The organism is Corallococcus sp. AB018, from assembly GCF_003986945.1.
GTDB classification, from domain to species: domain Bacteria; phylum Myxococcota; class Myxococcia; order Myxococcales; family Myxococcaceae; genus Corallococcus; species Corallococcus exiguus.
Genome location: NZ_RAWR01000056.1, coordinates 1 through 15,225, shown reverse-complemented (window position 1 = coordinate 15,225; position 15,225 = coordinate 1). Strand labels below are relative to the sequence as shown.

13 protein-coding genes are annotated in these 15,225 nt (G+C 68.2%); 6 read left to right on the top strand and 7 right to left on the bottom strand.

The window, feature by feature from the left end:
- Positions 1-373: 373 nt before the first annotated feature.
- Positions 374-1,021, bottom strand: coding sequence for a response regulator transcription factor (locus D7Y11_RS14120; protein ID WP_126933953.1), 648 nt, complete (start codon positions 1,019-1,021; stop codon positions 374-376).
- A complete protein-coding gene (locus tag D7Y11_RS45170; protein WP_121751520.1) occupies positions 1,018-2,181 on the bottom strand; it encodes a sensor histidine kinase in 1,164 nt (387 codons plus the stop codon). Before D7Y11_RS45170 ends, D7Y11_RS14120 begins: the two co-directional genes overlap by 4 nt.
- A gap of 139 nt (positions 2,182-2,320) precedes the next feature.
- Here D7Y11_RS45170 and D7Y11_RS14110 point away from each other — a divergent pair, with 139 nt between their 5' ends.
- Positions 2,321-3,040, top strand: a complete 720-nt coding sequence (locus D7Y11_RS14110; protein WP_126933952.1) for a DUF2306 domain-containing protein — start codon at positions 2,321-2,323, stop codon at positions 3,038-3,040.
- Here the strand turns inward: D7Y11_RS14110 and D7Y11_RS14105 are convergent.
- On the bottom strand, positions 3,003-3,611 hold the full coding sequence (locus D7Y11_RS14105) for a TetR/AcrR family transcriptional regulator (protein WP_126933951.1): 609 nt from the start codon (positions 3,609-3,611) through the stop codon (positions 3,003-3,005). The genes D7Y11_RS14110 and D7Y11_RS14105 overlap by 38 nt on opposite strands.
- Before the next feature lie 116 nt (positions 3,612-3,727).
- Between D7Y11_RS14105 and D7Y11_RS14100 the strand changes: the two genes are divergently transcribed.
- Positions 3,728-4,921 (top strand): macrolide family glycosyltransferase, encoded by a 1,194-nt coding sequence (locus tag D7Y11_RS14100; RefSeq protein WP_126933950.1) that lies wholly within the window; start codon positions 3,728-3,730, stop codon positions 4,919-4,921.
- Between the two features lie 90 nt (positions 4,922-5,011).
- On the opposite strand, the gene D7Y11_RS14095 is transcribed toward D7Y11_RS14100, so the two are convergent.
- Positions 5,012-8,494, bottom strand: a complete 3,483-nt coding sequence (locus D7Y11_RS14095) for an ELWxxDGT repeat protein (protein ID WP_126933949.1) — start codon at positions 8,492-8,494, stop codon at positions 5,012-5,014.
- Positions 8,495-8,605: 111 nt separating this feature from the next.
- Complete coding sequence (locus tag D7Y11_RS14090; protein ID WP_126933948.1) at positions 8,606-9,385, bottom strand: DUF1801 domain-containing protein; 780 nt, start codon at positions 9,383-9,385, stop codon at positions 8,606-8,608.
- Positions 9,386-9,523: 138 nt separating this feature from the next.
- Between D7Y11_RS14090 and D7Y11_RS14085 the strand changes: the two genes are divergently transcribed.
- Together D7Y11_RS14085 and D7Y11_RS14080 are read left to right on the top strand one after the other, a co-directional pair.
- Positions 9,524-9,892, top strand: a complete 369-nt coding sequence (locus tag D7Y11_RS14085; RefSeq protein WP_120574737.1) for a hypothetical protein — start codon at positions 9,524-9,526, stop codon at positions 9,890-9,892.
- Positions 9,893-9,961: 69 nt separating this feature from the next.
- Positions 9,962-10,720, top strand: a complete 759-nt coding sequence (locus D7Y11_RS14080) for a 2OG-Fe(II) oxygenase (protein WP_120574738.1) — start codon at positions 9,962-9,964, stop codon at positions 10,718-10,720.
- 14 nt (positions 10,721-10,734) lie between these two features.
- Here the strand turns inward: D7Y11_RS14080 and D7Y11_RS14075 are convergent, their stop codons facing one another.
- Together D7Y11_RS14075 and D7Y11_RS14070 are read right to left on the bottom strand one after the other, a co-directional pair.
- The gene (locus D7Y11_RS14075) at positions 10,735-11,889 is read right to left on the bottom strand and encodes a YgcG family protein (RefSeq protein ID WP_121751526.1); all 1,155 of its coding nucleotides are present in this window, start codon (positions 11,887-11,889) and stop codon (positions 10,735-10,737) included.
- 305 nt (positions 11,890-12,194) lie between these two features.
- Positions 12,195-12,884 (bottom strand): lecithin retinol acyltransferase family protein, encoded by a 690-nt coding sequence (locus tag D7Y11_RS14070; RefSeq protein WP_126933947.1) that lies wholly within the window; start codon positions 12,882-12,884, stop codon positions 12,195-12,197.
- Positions 12,885-13,438: 554 nt separating this feature from the next.
- Between D7Y11_RS14070 and D7Y11_RS14065 the strand changes: the two genes are divergently transcribed.
- Together D7Y11_RS14065 and D7Y11_RS14060 are read left to right on the top strand one after the other, a co-directional pair.
- The gene (locus tag D7Y11_RS14065) at positions 13,439-14,803 is read left to right on the top strand and encodes a delta-60 repeat domain-containing protein (protein ID WP_158641941.1); all 1,365 of its coding nucleotides are present in this window, start codon (positions 13,439-13,441) and stop codon (positions 14,801-14,803) included.
- A gap of 81 nt (positions 14,804-14,884) precedes the next feature.
- Positions 14,885-15,225: transposase (locus tag D7Y11_RS14060; protein ID WP_148139207.1), on the top strand; the 341-nt coding region annotated here is incomplete at its 3' end.

The following is a 15,225-nucleotide window of genomic DNA, read 5'->3' as shown; positions in this document are numbered from 1 at the left end:
TCGGGGGTCCTCGCTTCAGGTCGATGTGGCCTGAAAGGGTATGGGCGCAAGCGGACCCTCCCAATGCCCCCACGGGAATGGCCGCCCATCCAGGACCGGACTTCCACGTGCCCTGGCTGCTTGCCTCCTCACATCGTGATGTCTGGGGTTGGACAGACTCCATGTCCAGGACCGGCCGCTCTCGACGGACGCGGTTCGAAAGTCCAGACATGCCCCTTGCTGGCGGTGGGTGCGGGCTGCCTCATTTTCAGCCAACAGCACGAACAAGAAGACCTACGAGGGGCAGGCCACGACGGTGAGGCCGTGGGCCATCTCTTCATCTGCGTGGTGCCGGCCGACTCCTCGGCGCCGTGCCCCGCCCACCGCTCCGCGCCTAGAGGCAGCCCAGCTCCATGGCGCGGAGCACGGCGCGGGTGCGGTCCCTCACGCCCAGCTTGGAGAGGATGCTGGAGGTCTGGTTCTTCACCGTCCCCTCCGCCGTCCCCAGCGCGTCGGCGATCTCCCGGTTGCTCAGCCCCCGCGCGATGAGGCGCAGCACCTCCACCTCGCGGCGGGTGAGCCCCTCTGGCAGGTCCGCGTGGGGGAAGTCGCAAGGCAGCTCCGCCATGCCGCGCGCCACGCGCTCCGCGACTCCTGGCGGCAGCAGCGTCTGACCGGAGGCGACGCGCCGGATGGCCTCCGCCAGTTCCTCCAGGGACACGTCCTTGAGGAGGAAGCCCTGCACTCCCAGGCGGAGGGCCTCGATGAGGACGGCGTCCTCGTCGAAGGTCGTGAGCAGCACCACGCGCCGGTCCGCGTCCGTGAGGCGCAGCGCACGCAGGGCCTCCAGTCCCGTCATGCGTGGCATGCGTACGTCCAGGAGCACCACGTCCGGGTTCAGCTCCGCGACCTTGCGCAGCGCCTCCTCGCCGTCCGAGGCCTCACCCACCACCCGCAGGTCGGGCGTGAGATCCAGCAGGCTGCGCAAGCCCTGGCGCACCAGGGCGTGATCATCCGCGAGCACCAGGCGGACCGTGTTCATGTCCCCACCCCACGCTCCTGCGTGGCCGGCAGCCACGCCTCCAACTCCAGCCCCTGCCCCGTCGTCGCGCGCCACTCCACGCGCCCGCCCAGCCGGGTGAACCGCTCCCGCATGCCGGTGAGCCCCGCGCCGGGCGTCACCCCCGCCGCGCCACTTCCGTCATCCCGCGCATGCACCCGCACCCCGCCGTCCTCCGTGGGCGCAATGACAATCCACAGGTTGCGGGCCCCGGCGTGGCGCAGCGTATTGGTGAGGACCTCCTGCACGCAGCGGAACAGCGAGTGCGCCGCTTCGGTGGACTCCAGAGCCAGCTCGCCGGGGACGTCCAGGTGGACGGAGAGTCCAGGGGCTCCCTCCGCGAGCGCGCGCAGCGAAGGCAGGAGCGGCATGGGCGCCTCGCGCAGCTCCGTCACCGTGCGCCGCACCTCGGACAGGAGCGTGCGGGCGGTCTCGCGCGCGCGGCGCAGGTGTTCGGCGGCGGCCGTATCCTTCGCGGTGTACGCGGCGGCCTCCAGGTTGAGGCTGAGCGCGGTGAGGTGGTGCCCCACGGAGTCGTGAAGCTCGCGGGCGATGCGCAGCCGCTCGCCCTCGCGCTCACGCGTGGCGAGCAGCACCTGGGTGGCCTGGAGCTCCGCGTGGACCCGGGCCAGCTCGCGGCGGGCCTCGGCCTCCCGGACCATCACCAGCGAGGTGCCGAACGTGAAGCCCTGGAAGCCGGTGTAGAGGAGCGTCTGCACCAGGGCCTGGAAAAGCGGGTGCTGGACCGCGAACACGACGAGCATGCCCAGGACCTGGGCCCCCACCCATGTCAGCGCCCTGCGCTGGGAGAGGATCTCCGGCACCTGCCCGGCGGTGATGGCGAGCAGCGCGCCGTCCAGCCCGCTCTCCCCCGTGGCGAGACAGACGAGCGCCGCGAGCGTCTGCGCGACGAGCAGCGGCAGCTCTCCTCGTCCCTGCACCCGCGTCTGGAACCAGAAGGTCCCACCGAAGGTGAGGAGCGCGAGGCCCCACAGCAGCGTGTCCGGAGCCATCCATCGCGCGGGCTCACGCGCCAGGTCCTCGACGTGCGCGAAGCCGACCACGGCCCAGGTCAGCATCCCGGCGACGAGCAGCATGCGATGGGTGGTGGCGGGCTTCGTCACGGCAGACCGCGCGGGCATGGCGGAGGACCCTAGGCCACCCGGGACGCAGGGGCCATGTGCCGGAAGTCACATGCGGGCCGTATGACTTCCGCCAGATGGAGGCACACGCGCCGACGCGTACCTTGCTTCTCGAACTCGCAGCACGTCGGAGGCACCCGTGTCGTTCTATCTGCTCGCCCGCTGGCTCCATATCGCTTCGGGAGTCGTCGCGTCCGTCACGCTCTGGCTGCCCCTGGTGGCGCGCAAGGGAGGCGCCCTGCACCGCCGCGTGGGCTGGGCCTACGTGGGCGCCATGATCTCCGCGGCCATCTCCGCGCTGGCCATCTCCGGCTGGCGCTTCGTCCAGGCACCGGGCGAGCAGCCCATGGACCTCTTCTTCATCTACATCGCGGTGCTGAGCGCGGCCTCCGCGTCCATGGGCGTGCGCGTGATCCGGACGAAGACGCGCACCGGGGCGAGCACGCATCCGCTGGACGTGGGCCTGTCCACGCTGCTGCTGTGCATGGGGCTCTTCACCGAGGCGTATGGGCTGCGGATGGGCGTGCCGCTGCTGTGGGGCTTCGCGCCGGTGGGCATCCTCTCCGGGCTGACCGGGCTCTGGTACTGGATGCGGCCGCCCCAGGACCGCATGCACTGGTGGTTCCAGCACATGGCCGCCATGGTGGCCTCGGGCATCGGCACCATCACCGCCACCCTGGTGGTGAACGCCAGGCACGTCGGCGTCGAGGGCCTTCAGCTCGCGATCTTCCTGGGGCCCACGGTGGTGGGCGTGGTGGGACTGAACCTGTGGACGCGCTACTACCGCCAGCGCTTCGCACGGAAGGCCGCCCCAGGTCCCGCTAGCGTCCCTTGGGCAGGGGCCGCAGCGCGGCGATGACCAGGTCCACCACGGTGTCTGCGTACGCGCTCGTGAGGGGCGCGGTGCGAAGCAGCCACCGATGGAAGAGCGGCCCGACGAGCAGCTCCACCGCGACGTCCAGGTCCACCCCCTTCGCGACCTGGCCTGCTTGCTGTGCCGAGCGCAGCCGCTCCTGGACCGCCCTCAAGTGGGGTCGCAGCACGGCCTCCACGAACTGCTGGGCCAGCGCGGGGTCCGACTGGGACTCGGCGGTGAGCGCCCGCGAGGGCAGGTCGAAGCGCGGATCCGTGAGCTCTTGCACCGTGGCGCGCAGCACCACCCTCAGGTCGGCCTTGAGGTTGCCGGTGTCCGGCAGCGCCGCGGGCTGGTTGCCGCCGCTCAGCTCCACGAAGGCGTCCAGCACCACCGCCCCCTTGGAGGGCCACCACCGGTAGATGGTCTGCTTGCCCACCCCCGCGCGCGCCGCGATCGCCTCGACCGTCAAACGCGCATAGCCCACCTCCCCAACGAGCTCGACGGCGGCCGTGAGGATGGCCTGGCGGGAGCGCTCACTGCGGCGGGACGGTTCCGGGGTCTTCGGGTCAGCCATCGGCCGCCAGCCTACCGCAAACGAGACGGACCGTCTCGTCTTGACATCCACCCACTTCCAGCGGACCTTGTCGAAACGAGACGGTTCGTCTCGCCAACTTCCGCCAGGAGAGTGCCATGTCTCGCCGTGCCCACATCGCGATGGTCAGCATCCCCGCCCATGGCCACGTCAATCCGAGCCTGGAGCTCATCCGGGAGCTGGTGTCCCGAGGCCACCGGGTGACGTACGCCAACGACGCGGCCTTCGCCGAGCCCATCAGCCGCACGGGCGCGGAACTGCGCCCCTACCGCTCCCTGCTCCCCCGCGAAGGGGCGCCGGATACACGCTGGCCCGACGACCTGGTGGGACAGCTGGACATGTTCCTGGATGACGCCATGTCCATGCTTCCGCAGCTGCGCGCGGCCTACGAGCACGACCGGCCGGATCTCTTCCTCTACGACATCGGCTGTTCCACGGCGCGAATCCTCGGAGAGAACTGGGGCATTCCCGCGGTCCAGCTCTCACCCTCCTCCGTCGTCTGGGAAGGCTACGAGCAGGACATGGCCGCAATGGTGGAGATGCTGCGCACCGAGCCGCGCGCCGTGGCGCATTACCAGCGCTACTCCGCCTGGCTGAAGGAGTGCGGCGTTGCGGAGACCGACGCCATGCTCTTCGTCGGGAAGCCTGCGCGCGGGCTGGTGCTCATCCCACGCGCGCTCCAACCCCAGGCGGACCGGGTGGACCGCAAGCGCTTTACCTTCGTGGGGCCGTGCTTCGGGGATCGCTCGGCACAGGGCTCGTGGCAGCGTCCGCCAGGCGCGCGGAAGGTGCTGCTGGTGTCGCTCGGCTCGACCTTTACCCGCCAGCCCGCTTTCTACCGCGCGTGCCTCGCTGCCTTTGGAGGGCTTCCCGGCTGGCACGTCGTGCTGCAGATCGGCAAGCACGTGGCGCTGGAGGACCTGGGAACAATCCCAGACAACGTGGAGGTCCACCGCTGGGTGCCACAGCTGGCGGTGCTCGAACAGGCCGATGCGTTCATCACCCATGCGGGCATGGGCGGCTCGCAGGAAGGCCTGTACTGCGGGGTGCCCATGATTGCCGTGCCTCAGGCGACGGACCAGTTCGCCAATGCCGACCAGCTCGTCGCGCTCGGCATCGCGCGGCGGATCGACACGGATGACGCCACGCCCGACGCATTGCGCTCCGCGCTGCTACAGCTCACGGAGGACCCGGCTGTTGCTACCCGGCTCGCGGCCCTTCGGATGGAGCTGCGAGCGGAGGCTGGAGCCGCGCGCGCGGCGGAGCTGCTGGAGAAGGAGTTCCGCCTGTAGATGAACCCGGGGTTCCCATGCGACCTGAGCACGGGATGCCCCGGCCGAAACGAGCCAGGGCATCCCAGATCCGCACCACTCGACTGGCGCTCAGGAGATGGAGCGCCGCCGGGCCGCCATCGCGCCGAGGAGCCCCAGCAGCCCCCAGACAGCGCTCACGGGCGCACCACTTCCCGCCGCGCATCCGCACCCCGTGCCCCCTGGGTCCGGGATGGGCGGAGCACCCGCGTCTGGCTTCGTCCCTGCGTCCGACTCCGTCCCTGCGTCCGGCGTCTGCGGGCCAGCGTCCGGCTCCGTCCCCGCGTCCGGCTTCGTCCCTGCGTCCACCTCCATCCCTGCGTCCGGCTCCGTCCCCGCATCGAAGGGGGACGGCTTCACGTTCACCGACACCTGGAAGTCGCACGTGGCGCGGTTGCCCGCGGCGTCCTCGGCGGTGACGGTGACGGGCGTCGTCCCGGGCGGAAAGGTGCTGCCCGAAGCCCGGCTGTACGTCAGGACGGGCGAGGCCGTGACGAGATCCACGGCGATGGCGGGAGGAAACTCCACGGTGTTCCCAGCCTCGTCCTCGACGGTGACGGAGACGTCCTCCGGACACGTCAGCTGGGGCGCGGTGGTGTCGCGGACGAGCACATGGAAGGTACACGTGGCCGTGAGCCCCTCCTCATCCTGCGCCGTGACCGACACCTGGGTGTCGCCTGGCGGGAAGGTGCTGCCCGACTCGGGGCTGTACGTCACCTGCGGCGGGGCGGTGTCGTCCGAGGCCCGAGCCTCCGGCAGGCTCACGTCCGCGCCCGCGACACCGGTGGCCTCGGCGGTGACATCCTCGGGGCAGGTGACGGTCGGCGGTACGGGGCCGGTCACCGCCCGCAGGGGGATGAGCCAGGGCTCCAAGCCCGTCCAGCCGTCATTCGCGGAAAGGAAGATGCGGTTGCCGCTGCGCGTGAACATGCGCGGGCGCGAAGAGCCTGGCCCCGGCGCAATGTCCGTGATTCGCACGGTGCCCGCCTCCGTCCCGTCCGTCCTCCACACCTCGACACCGGACGCGGCATCCGCGGCGGCGAACAGCAACATGCCTTCGGGTTCGAGCGCGAGAAACGACATCGGGTCTCCGGTGCCCAGCAGGCCCGGCATGGGTCCCTTGACGCGCACGGTGCCCGCCTCGGTGCCATCGCTCTTCCACAGCACGGGGGCGCCTGAAGCGTCGGTGGCGGCGAAGTAGAGCGTCCCGCCCACGCGCGTCAGCAACATGGGCCCGGTGCCGCCATAACCCGGCACCAGCTCCTTCACCTTCACCGTGCCCTCGGGCGTCCCATCGCTCGTCCACAGCTCGTTGCCAGACATGCCGTCGTTCGCGGCGAAGTAGACCCTTCCGTTCAGGCCCACGAACGATGAGGGCTTGGAGCCATAGATGCCGGGCCAGAGGTCCTTCAACTGCGCGGTCCCCTCGGGCGTGCCGTCGCTCGTCCACAGCTCGGAGCCGTAGCTGTAGTCGAACGAGCGGAAGAAGAGCCGGTTCCCCACTGCGGTGAGCTGGTAGGCATCACGGCGCGTATCCGTGGCGAGCTGCTTCACCATCCACGTCCCCGCGTCCGTCCCGTCCGTGCGCCACAGCGCGGTGTAACGGATGAAGTACAGGACGCCACCCATCTGGACCGGCTCGGGGTTGACGCCGCTGGACAGGCCGTAGGGCCAGTCCTGCACCTTCACCGTGCCCTCGGAGGTGCCGTCGCTGCGCCAGAGGTCCACGCCGGACACGCCATCATGGGCCAGGAAATAGAGCATCCCCTGGTAGACCCCGAGCACGCTGCATTCACACCCCTCCGTCCCGGGGCGGATCTCCTTCACCATCACCGTGCCGGCCGCGGAGCCGTCGCTCCTCCACAGCTCATGGCCCGTGGCGGGCGTGTAGGCGAAGAAGAGGAGCGTCTCTCCGACCCGGGTGAGCACCACCGGCAACGAGGCATTCGAGCCCGGTGACACATCCTTGACCAGCACCGTGCCCTCGGGCGTGCCGTCGCTCTTCCACAGCTCGTTGCCGTGCACGCCATCATCCGCGGAGAAGAACACCGTGCCGCCCATGTCCACGAAGCTCTGGGGAGTAGAGCCGACCGTCGCGGGGCCCCGGTACGTCAGCCGTACGGTGCCGGCCTCGGTGCCATCACTCGTCCACAGCTCCGAGCCCACCGCTGCGTCGAAGGCGAAGAAATAAAGGCGGCCCTCCAGCATCAGCATCTTGCTGGGTCCGCTTCCCTCGGAGCCCGGGTTGATGTCCTTCACCCACCAGGTGCCGTCGGACGTGCCATCGGTCCGCCACAGCTCGATGCCGGACACGCCGTCATTCGCGACGAAGTAGAGGACCCCGTCCAGCACCACCCGGAAGTAGGACCAGGACAAGGAGGAGTACCCCCCGGGCCAGATGTCCTTCACCAGCACCGTGCCCCCGGGCGTACCATCGGTCCTCCACAGCTCGTACCCGATCCCTTTGCCCTCGGCGATGAAGAGGGTCACCCCGTTCAGCTCGATGAAGGACTGAGGGAAGCTGTTGTCCCACTCGTTGATGTCCTTGAGCAGCCCCGTGCCCTCGGGCGTCCCGTCGCTCTTCCACAGCTCGACACCCTCGCCCTTCAGCCCATCGCTCCCGAAGTAGTACGTCCCGCCCACGACCCCTGGATCGTAGATGAACAGGCCACCGACCCCGGGGCGCGCGTCCGTTATGAGCACCGTGCCCCCGGGCGTGCCGTCGCTCTTCCACAGCTCGTTGCCGTGCACGCCATCATCCGCGGTGAAGAAGAGCGTCCCTTTCACATCCCTCAGGTTCGTGGGCTGGGAATGTCCCTCGCCGGGCTGGATGTCCTTCACCAGGACCGTGCCTTCGGGAGTGCCGTCGCTCTTCCAGAGCTCCCAGCCGTAGCCCGGCTCGTTCGCGGAGAAGAAGAGCGTCCCGCCCGAGACGGTGGGTTCCCCGATGGTGTCATAGATGGAGCCCTCGAAGGAGCGCACGAGCACGGTGCCCGCCTCGGTGCCATCGCTCTTCCACAGTTCGCTTGTGCGGATGAAGAACAGCTGGTGGCCCACGCGGGAGAGGAAGCTCGGCCCGCCGCTGTCGGGCCCCGGGGCGATGTCCTTGACCCGCCAGGTCCCCTCCGGGGTGCCGTCACTGCGCCACAGCTCGGCGCCGGAGTGGTCGGTGGCGGAGAAGTAGAGGATGCCGTCCATTTCCACGAAGTAGGCCAGGTTCGAACTGTTGGGCCCCGGCCGGATGTCCTTCACCAGGACCGTGCCCTCGGGGGTGCCATCGCTCTTCCAGAGCTCGCCCCCGTTGCTCAGGTCGGATGCGACATAGAAGAGCGTGCGGCCCACACGCAGGCCCTCGCCCCCGCTCTTTCCGTAGGTCGTGCCGGCCGTTCCCGCGTGGATGTCGCGCAGGAGCCGGGCCTGCCCCGCCGCGAGCGCCTGGGCGCGTGAGCTCTGCTTCTGGGACACTCCAGCCCCCGGACGCCCCGCGTCCGAGCACCCTCCCAGGCCCAACCACAGGACCACCAGGAGAGCCCCCCACTTCGTCACGGCCTGCATGTGAGTCCCCTCTTCCACCACCGGCCAGCCCCCCAGGGCGGCGTCTCGGCGGTGAGGGCTTGGAGGTACAGGGTGGGTGGACGCAACGTCAATCCCCCACCCCGGTGGCCTCTACGCAACCCGGGCAAGGATGTCCGACCAGCGCTCGCGCATGGCCTCGCGGGTCTCCGCGTCCGGGAGAGTCTCCATCTGCACGAGCAGGGAGGCGCCCTTCGTCTTGGGCGTCACCGTGAACTGCAACGTCGCCGGCTTCGTCCAGCCTTCCGGCTGCCAGGTCATGCGAAGGCGCCGGCCTGAAATCACCGACCGGACCTCGCCACTCACGGAAGGGGCTCCGCGGCGCTTGGGGACCGAATAGGGCGTGCCGGCTTTGGGCTTCAGCGTCGCGCCCGCTCCCAGCCAGGCGTCCGCCCCGGTCGTCAGCCACTTCCACAGCGCGGGGGCCGTCATGGGCAGCGTGCGCACCACGCCCACCTGGAAGCCCTTGGCGGGAGACTTCTTCGCGCCTGCGGGCTTCTTCGCGCTCGCGGCGATCTCCGCGAGCCGCACCTGCACCAGCTTCTTCACCAGCTTCGCCTGGAGCGGTTCGTCCGGGGGAAAGGTAACGCCGCTCTTCGACGTGGTGTAGCCCTCCAGCTCCGACTTCAGCGCCGGCACCACGCTGCCGCTGCCGGGGTAGAAGCCGCAGTTGTTCTTGAAGTACGCGAAGCCCACCACGATGTCCCCGTCCACCTTGAAGGCGGGCATCTGGTAGCTGATGGTCTCGGTGGCCTTGGGGAGCAGCTTGCGTAGCTGCGTGCGCAAGGCGCTCAGGGTCTTCTTCGCCGCTGGATCGGATACGGCCGCCAGGTAGGCGTCAATCGTCTGGGGGACGCGAGTCGTCGTCGCCATGGTCTTCGGGCCTCCGGGGCGTTTCGTCCCGGTCGATGTGGAACGAGAATCTTGGACTGTAGGGGACGCTGTGGGTGTGTGGAATATGGCAACGCCAGGCAAGGGAGCGATGCTCCACGCCCGCTCCAAAGGGGTCCCATGAAGCTCGAGCGCCACGTCGGCGGACTGTCGCTTGCGCGCAAGGTGAACTACCTGCGCGCGCGCGGCTGGCACGAGGACACGGAAGGCTGGTCGAGCGAGCGTTTCCGCCCCGTCCCCATCGCTCGCGCCCTCCATCACCAGCTCACCGACGACCTCAGCCGGGCGCTGTGTCAAATGGGCTGGCAGGTGATGGGCTACTCCCCGCGAGGCTATGTCCAGATGCGCGACGGTGAACGGGGTCAGTCCTGCTCCCTGCCCAAGGCGCTGCGCCTCCAGGCCCGGCGGGAGCGTCGGCCCGTCGCCGAGCTGACGTATGCGTTGTTCCTCGCGGCACTCCTCGAGACCGAAGGCGACGCCCCCGGGTGAGGCCGGAAGAGACGTGCGTTTCGTGCGCATGGCATCATCGGCGGCCAGCCCCCCCGAGGAAGAGGTCCCGTGAGCGTCGCAACCGTCGATGAAGGCCCGTTGCTGGGCCCGAGCTTCTTCCTCAGCCGGACGGCGCTCCGCTCGCTCGGGTTGGCGCATCGCGACACCTACGGCGCCGCCCGGCCCCACCCGCACGTCGTCATCGACGGCTTCCTGGGAGAGCGGCTGGCGACGGAGCTGGCCGGCGTCTTTCCAGGCGCGACCGGGGCCCCCTGGCTGCGCCGTGATCATCCGGAACAGGCGGCCCGCCTGGGACAGCTTCAGCGCAAGGCCTTCGAGGGCGTGCACGGCGCGCTCCGGCACCTGCTCGCGGAGTTCTCGGGCTTGTCGTTCCTCGACTTCCTGGAGACGATCACCGGCATCAAAGGACTCATCGCGGATCCGCACTTCCGGGGCGCCGGGCTGCACCTCACGCTGCGCGGGGGCCATCTGGCGCTCCACGCCGACTTCAACCGCGATCGCATGCGTGCGCTCACACGGCGGCTCACGGTGCTGTACTACTTGAACCCGGGCTGGGAGCCCGAATGGGGCGGCGACCTGGAGCTATGGAACGCCGACCTCTCCCGGTGCGAGGCCCGCATTGCTCCGGTGCTCGATCGGCTGGTCGTGATGGCGCACGGCGACACCCACTGGCACGGCCACCCCGCCGCGCTGGCGTGCCCTGAAGGACGGGGCCGGGCCACGGTCGCGGCCTACTTCTACACGGCGGAGGAGTCCCCGGACGCGCCGGAGGCTCACAGCGCCCTCTGGGCGACACCGCGCCCCTGAGCGGCCGGGGGTCCCTACCAGCTCCCGCTGGAGCCGCCTCCCGACGAGCGCCCGCCTCCTGACGACGAGGAGCGGGAGGAACTCGAAGAACTGGAGGAGCTCGACGACGAGGGCCGGGTACGTCGGGGCGTGGAGTGGCGCGAGGTGGACACGAAGTCGCAGTGCCCACAGCGCACCGTCACCTCCACTTCGCCACCGTGGTCGTAGGTCGCGCTCCGCAGCGTGCGCGAGGTCTGCTTGCCCGTCACGTAGCTGCACCGCTTGCAGCGCTTGAAGCCCGAGAAGAACCGGCCGTAGCGCTCGACGCTCGCGTCCTCACACGGACTGCACCACCAGACGTCGTAGTCCACGGAGCCCAGCGACTCCTCGGACCGCTGGCCCGCGTCCAGGTGGGCATCATCCTCGGCTTCGCCCAACCGCACCCGGAGGGTGCCGCACGTCCGGCACTTGCGCGGACGACGGCGGAGCCAGGCACTGCCCGCGAGCCCCGCCGCGCCAAGCACGCCCGCGGCGCCCGCGAAGAGGCCGACGTTCGGTGAAGAGGAGGACTCCTCCGCTGTGCTCACGTGTATCCGTGGAGTGCTCAGGAACGCCTCCCGGTCCCAGTCCGTGAGCTCGACGTCGTCACTGGCGGCGCTCGGGGCGTCGGCGGCGGCGACAGGGTTGTTGAGCCGCGAGTCCTCGATGAGCTCCTTCAGGCCTTTCGCGCCCCCGCGCACGGCCTCGTTCGGGTCGCCACGCTTGAAGGCAGGCACGATCTCCTCCGCCATCACCACGTCGCTGGCCACCTGGTCGTCGGGCTCATCGACCCCATCTCCGAGGATGATCTCCGCCTTGCGGTCCGCGTACGCGATGAAGAGCAGCGCGCCGTCGTCCCTTCCGGGATGACCGATGCCCCAGCGGTTGAAGAGCTCCAGCGCGAACTCATGCGAGCGCCTGGGCGACGTGGTGTCCACCATCACCACCATGAGCTGGCCAAGCCCGCGGTCGTTCAGCGACCGGGCCATCTCGTCGACCTCCGCCCTCACGGCTGGAGTGAGGACGTGGGACGGCGTGAGGTCCACCGTCCAGGAGCCCGCGGCGGGCCGGGGCACCCTTTCCACCGTGACGCCCAGGGCCGGAGTGCCGAGGGCGCAGAACAGGACCACGAAGCCCAGCCATGCACGCATGGCGCCGAATGTAACAGATGGCGCCATGCCCCGAAGGAACGACGCCTGCGCTGAAGCGCCAACCTGCGTCAGAGAAGGCCGGCAAGGCTCGGGCCTGGGCATCGCTACTCGAAGACTCAAAGCCAGCTGCGCCGAGCAACGTCGGCTGCCATCCATGACGTCCTCGCCCCAGGTTCTGATGGTGGTGTGTGCCGACGATGGCAGCTGCGGGCGCCTCGCTCCTCAACTGTCCTGATGAGCTGGTGGCCGCACGCCCCCCTTTGCGCGCCACCAGGGTACAGGGCTCGTTCCACGCGTCTTCTCAACTACGGCAGGTAATTGGAGGCAAAGAGGGTTCTTGACACTTCAATACCAAACACCCCAATGAGGTCCGGAACTTTGACCCAGCCCAGCAACCCCATCGCCGAGGTGGAAGCTTCAATCCTGGCGCGATAGACGGGCGAATCTGATTCGCCTCCATTCACAACAACAGTCTGCCCGGAAATCGCGACTCCGGACTTACACCAGACAGCAAAGTGCTGACAATTATTACCGAGAAAGGAGTAGTCACCCAAGCCGATTTTTTCGATGGCTCTGGCACAGGTCGCTCTCCCGCTATAGACCCGCCGCCCGCAGACTCTTTCCGGAAATTTCAATATCTGGAACTCTTCGGCATCGCCGAGGAATTTGGACATGCCGGTCCGCATGACCCGGTTGTTCGCGGAGACGTCACTGTCTGCCGAGGTGAAGTGAACCGCTTCATCACCGCCGACATACACCCCGTAATGCCAAAAGCCTGTTCTTCCCACCCGAAGGATCGTTCCAGGGCGGAGCTTTCGGTCGGTGCTGACCTTATCCAGGTCTCGCAGGTGTGAATCCTGAAAAACATCGGTTTTGATGGAATTGGAGAACCGCTCGTGAACAGGCGTGTCCATGAGAACATCCACGACGTCCGTTACCAATGAGACAGGTGACGTCAACAGTTCAACCAGGGTGCTGGCCCAATCCTTCGCCATGGTCTGTCCTCACGGTCTTTCAGCTGCACGATAGAGAGCAGGCACCTGGTCCTATGACCGGGTGAAGTCTGCGGGTTGGTAATGGAACTTCGCTCGGGCCTTCGGCACGGTGCATCGCCAGCGAATCCGGAGTTGCTGGCGATTGGCCCACTTCTGCCATGCCTGGCGGCTGTGGGTACTGAGCCACAGCGGAAGTAGGCGTAGTCCCGACGTGCCTCACGCCCGGAGCGGGCGGGCGATGCTGGGCGTACCCATTCCAGCAGCGGCAGCCCGCCCATCAATCTCCACCCAGCCAAGTGCCCTCCGTTGAGACCCACGGAGTCATGAACGACCCTTGAGGCGATGCGAGTGACTGGCACAGCTGGGACTGCAGGAATCATCTTGAAATCCAATTCTCAAAAGTTAATATGAATGAGCAGGCTTCACGGCCCTTGGACTGTTTTGGTGAATCCAGACAGCCATGCGAACGCCGCTCCTGCATAACCCGTAGGCGTCCCAATGGAGTGTCTATGTCGAGAGGAACCGCGTCGTTGCTGGCAACGGCAGCCTTGTCCTTGTCCACGCCAGTGACGACCGCCTTCGCCGAGACGGCGAAGGCACCGCTGACCCTCCATGCGGGCGCTCCGTCCCGTGTCGTGGACCTGAGCGCTTCCGCCGATCTCGCGGGAAGCAGCCCTTCCCTGGCCTCCTTCGTCCCGCCGGGTGACTTCGATCCATCGTTCGGCGCGGGGGGCATCGCCCTCTACGAGCTCAGCGGCGCGACGCTGGGAACCGACTCGGTCCTGGTGCAGCCAGACGATCGGATCGTGGTCACCGGCAGCTTCCGGACGAACACGGGCTGTGGCATGTACGCCGCCCGGTACAACGCCGATGGGACGGTCGACACAACCTTCGCGGGAGGCATGGGCCTGGTGACGACGACGCTCGCCTCGGGCTTATGCAATGCCAGTTCCGCGCGTGGGGCGCTGCAACCGGATGGGAAGATTGTCATTGCGTCCACGCGAGACCAGGGGGCGGCGACGGACTTCGCCTTGGTCCGCTATACGGCCAGCGGGGCTCCCGACACGACGTTCGGTTCGGGAGGATTGGTCATCTACAATTACGTGATGTTTGACCATGCCATCGACGTGGCCATCCAGCCGGACGGCCGGATCCTCCTGGCGGGGTCTTCCTCCAACAACACCAACCTGGACTTCGTGGTGGCCCGGTTCACGAGCACGGGCGCCCTGGACAGCACGTTCGGAGTCGGAGGCCGGGCAACCTACGATTTCCCCTCGGGCCGCAACGACTCGATGACGGACATGGCCCTGCAGCCGGACGGCAAGGTATTGGCCGTAGGGCTCACCTACGCGATAGGGGCGTCGCCGGACTTTGGCCTGGTGCGATTCACCGCCTCGGGGGCGCTCGACTCGTCCTTCGGAGGTGGAGGCGCTCTGAAGATCGACGTGTTCGGGAGCACCGACCAGGCCATGGCGGTGGCGGTGCAGACCGACGGCAAGATCCTGGTCGGGGGCAATGCCTACTATCCCTCGGGAAGCCAGTACTACATGGCGCTCCTCCGGCTGAACGCGAACGGCACCGCGTTCGACTCGACCTTCAACGGCAATGGGCAGGCCTACCTCAGCTTCGGTCCTACCAACAACATCATCTCCCGGCTGGCAGTCCAGGCGGACGGGAAGATCGTCGCGGGCGGCTACACGAGCCTCACCTCTCGCGGGAACAACTACGACGCGGCCCTGCTGCGGTTCCTCCCGACGGGACCTCTGGACTCCACCTTCGCGGGCGGCGGTGGGTTCATGTACGAGGGCTTCGTGGACAGCCATGACCTGACCGGGGGCCTCGGCTTCCAGTCGGACGGGAAGCTCATCGCGGGTGGTCTCAGCGACAAATACATCCGGCTCTCCCGTCACGGGAACTGAGCCCTGAGGGGATGAGAAAAAATTAACGATTCTGATGCATCCAAAGGATGCATAAGCGCTGCTGTGCGAGCATGAATCGCCATGGCGGGGAGCAAACGGCCGCGAGTGCGTGTGCTCCGGCCGAAACGGACGCAGGTGCTGGCGGCTCGGACCTACGAGCAGTTGGTTGACCGAGATCATCCAGTGCGCGCTGTATGGGCGGCTGTCGAAGCGCTGGACATGTCGGACTTCGAGCGCGCTATCCGTGCGCGTCCCCATCACGCGGGTCGTGCGGCGGTGGACCCGAGGCTGTTGCTAGCGCTGTGGGTGTACGGGCAGATGGAGGGCCTCTCCAGCGCTCACGCCATTGCGGCGAGGCTGCGTACGGACGTTGCGTATTGGTGGTTGTGCGGCGGCGTCAATGTGTCGGCGCATACGCTGTC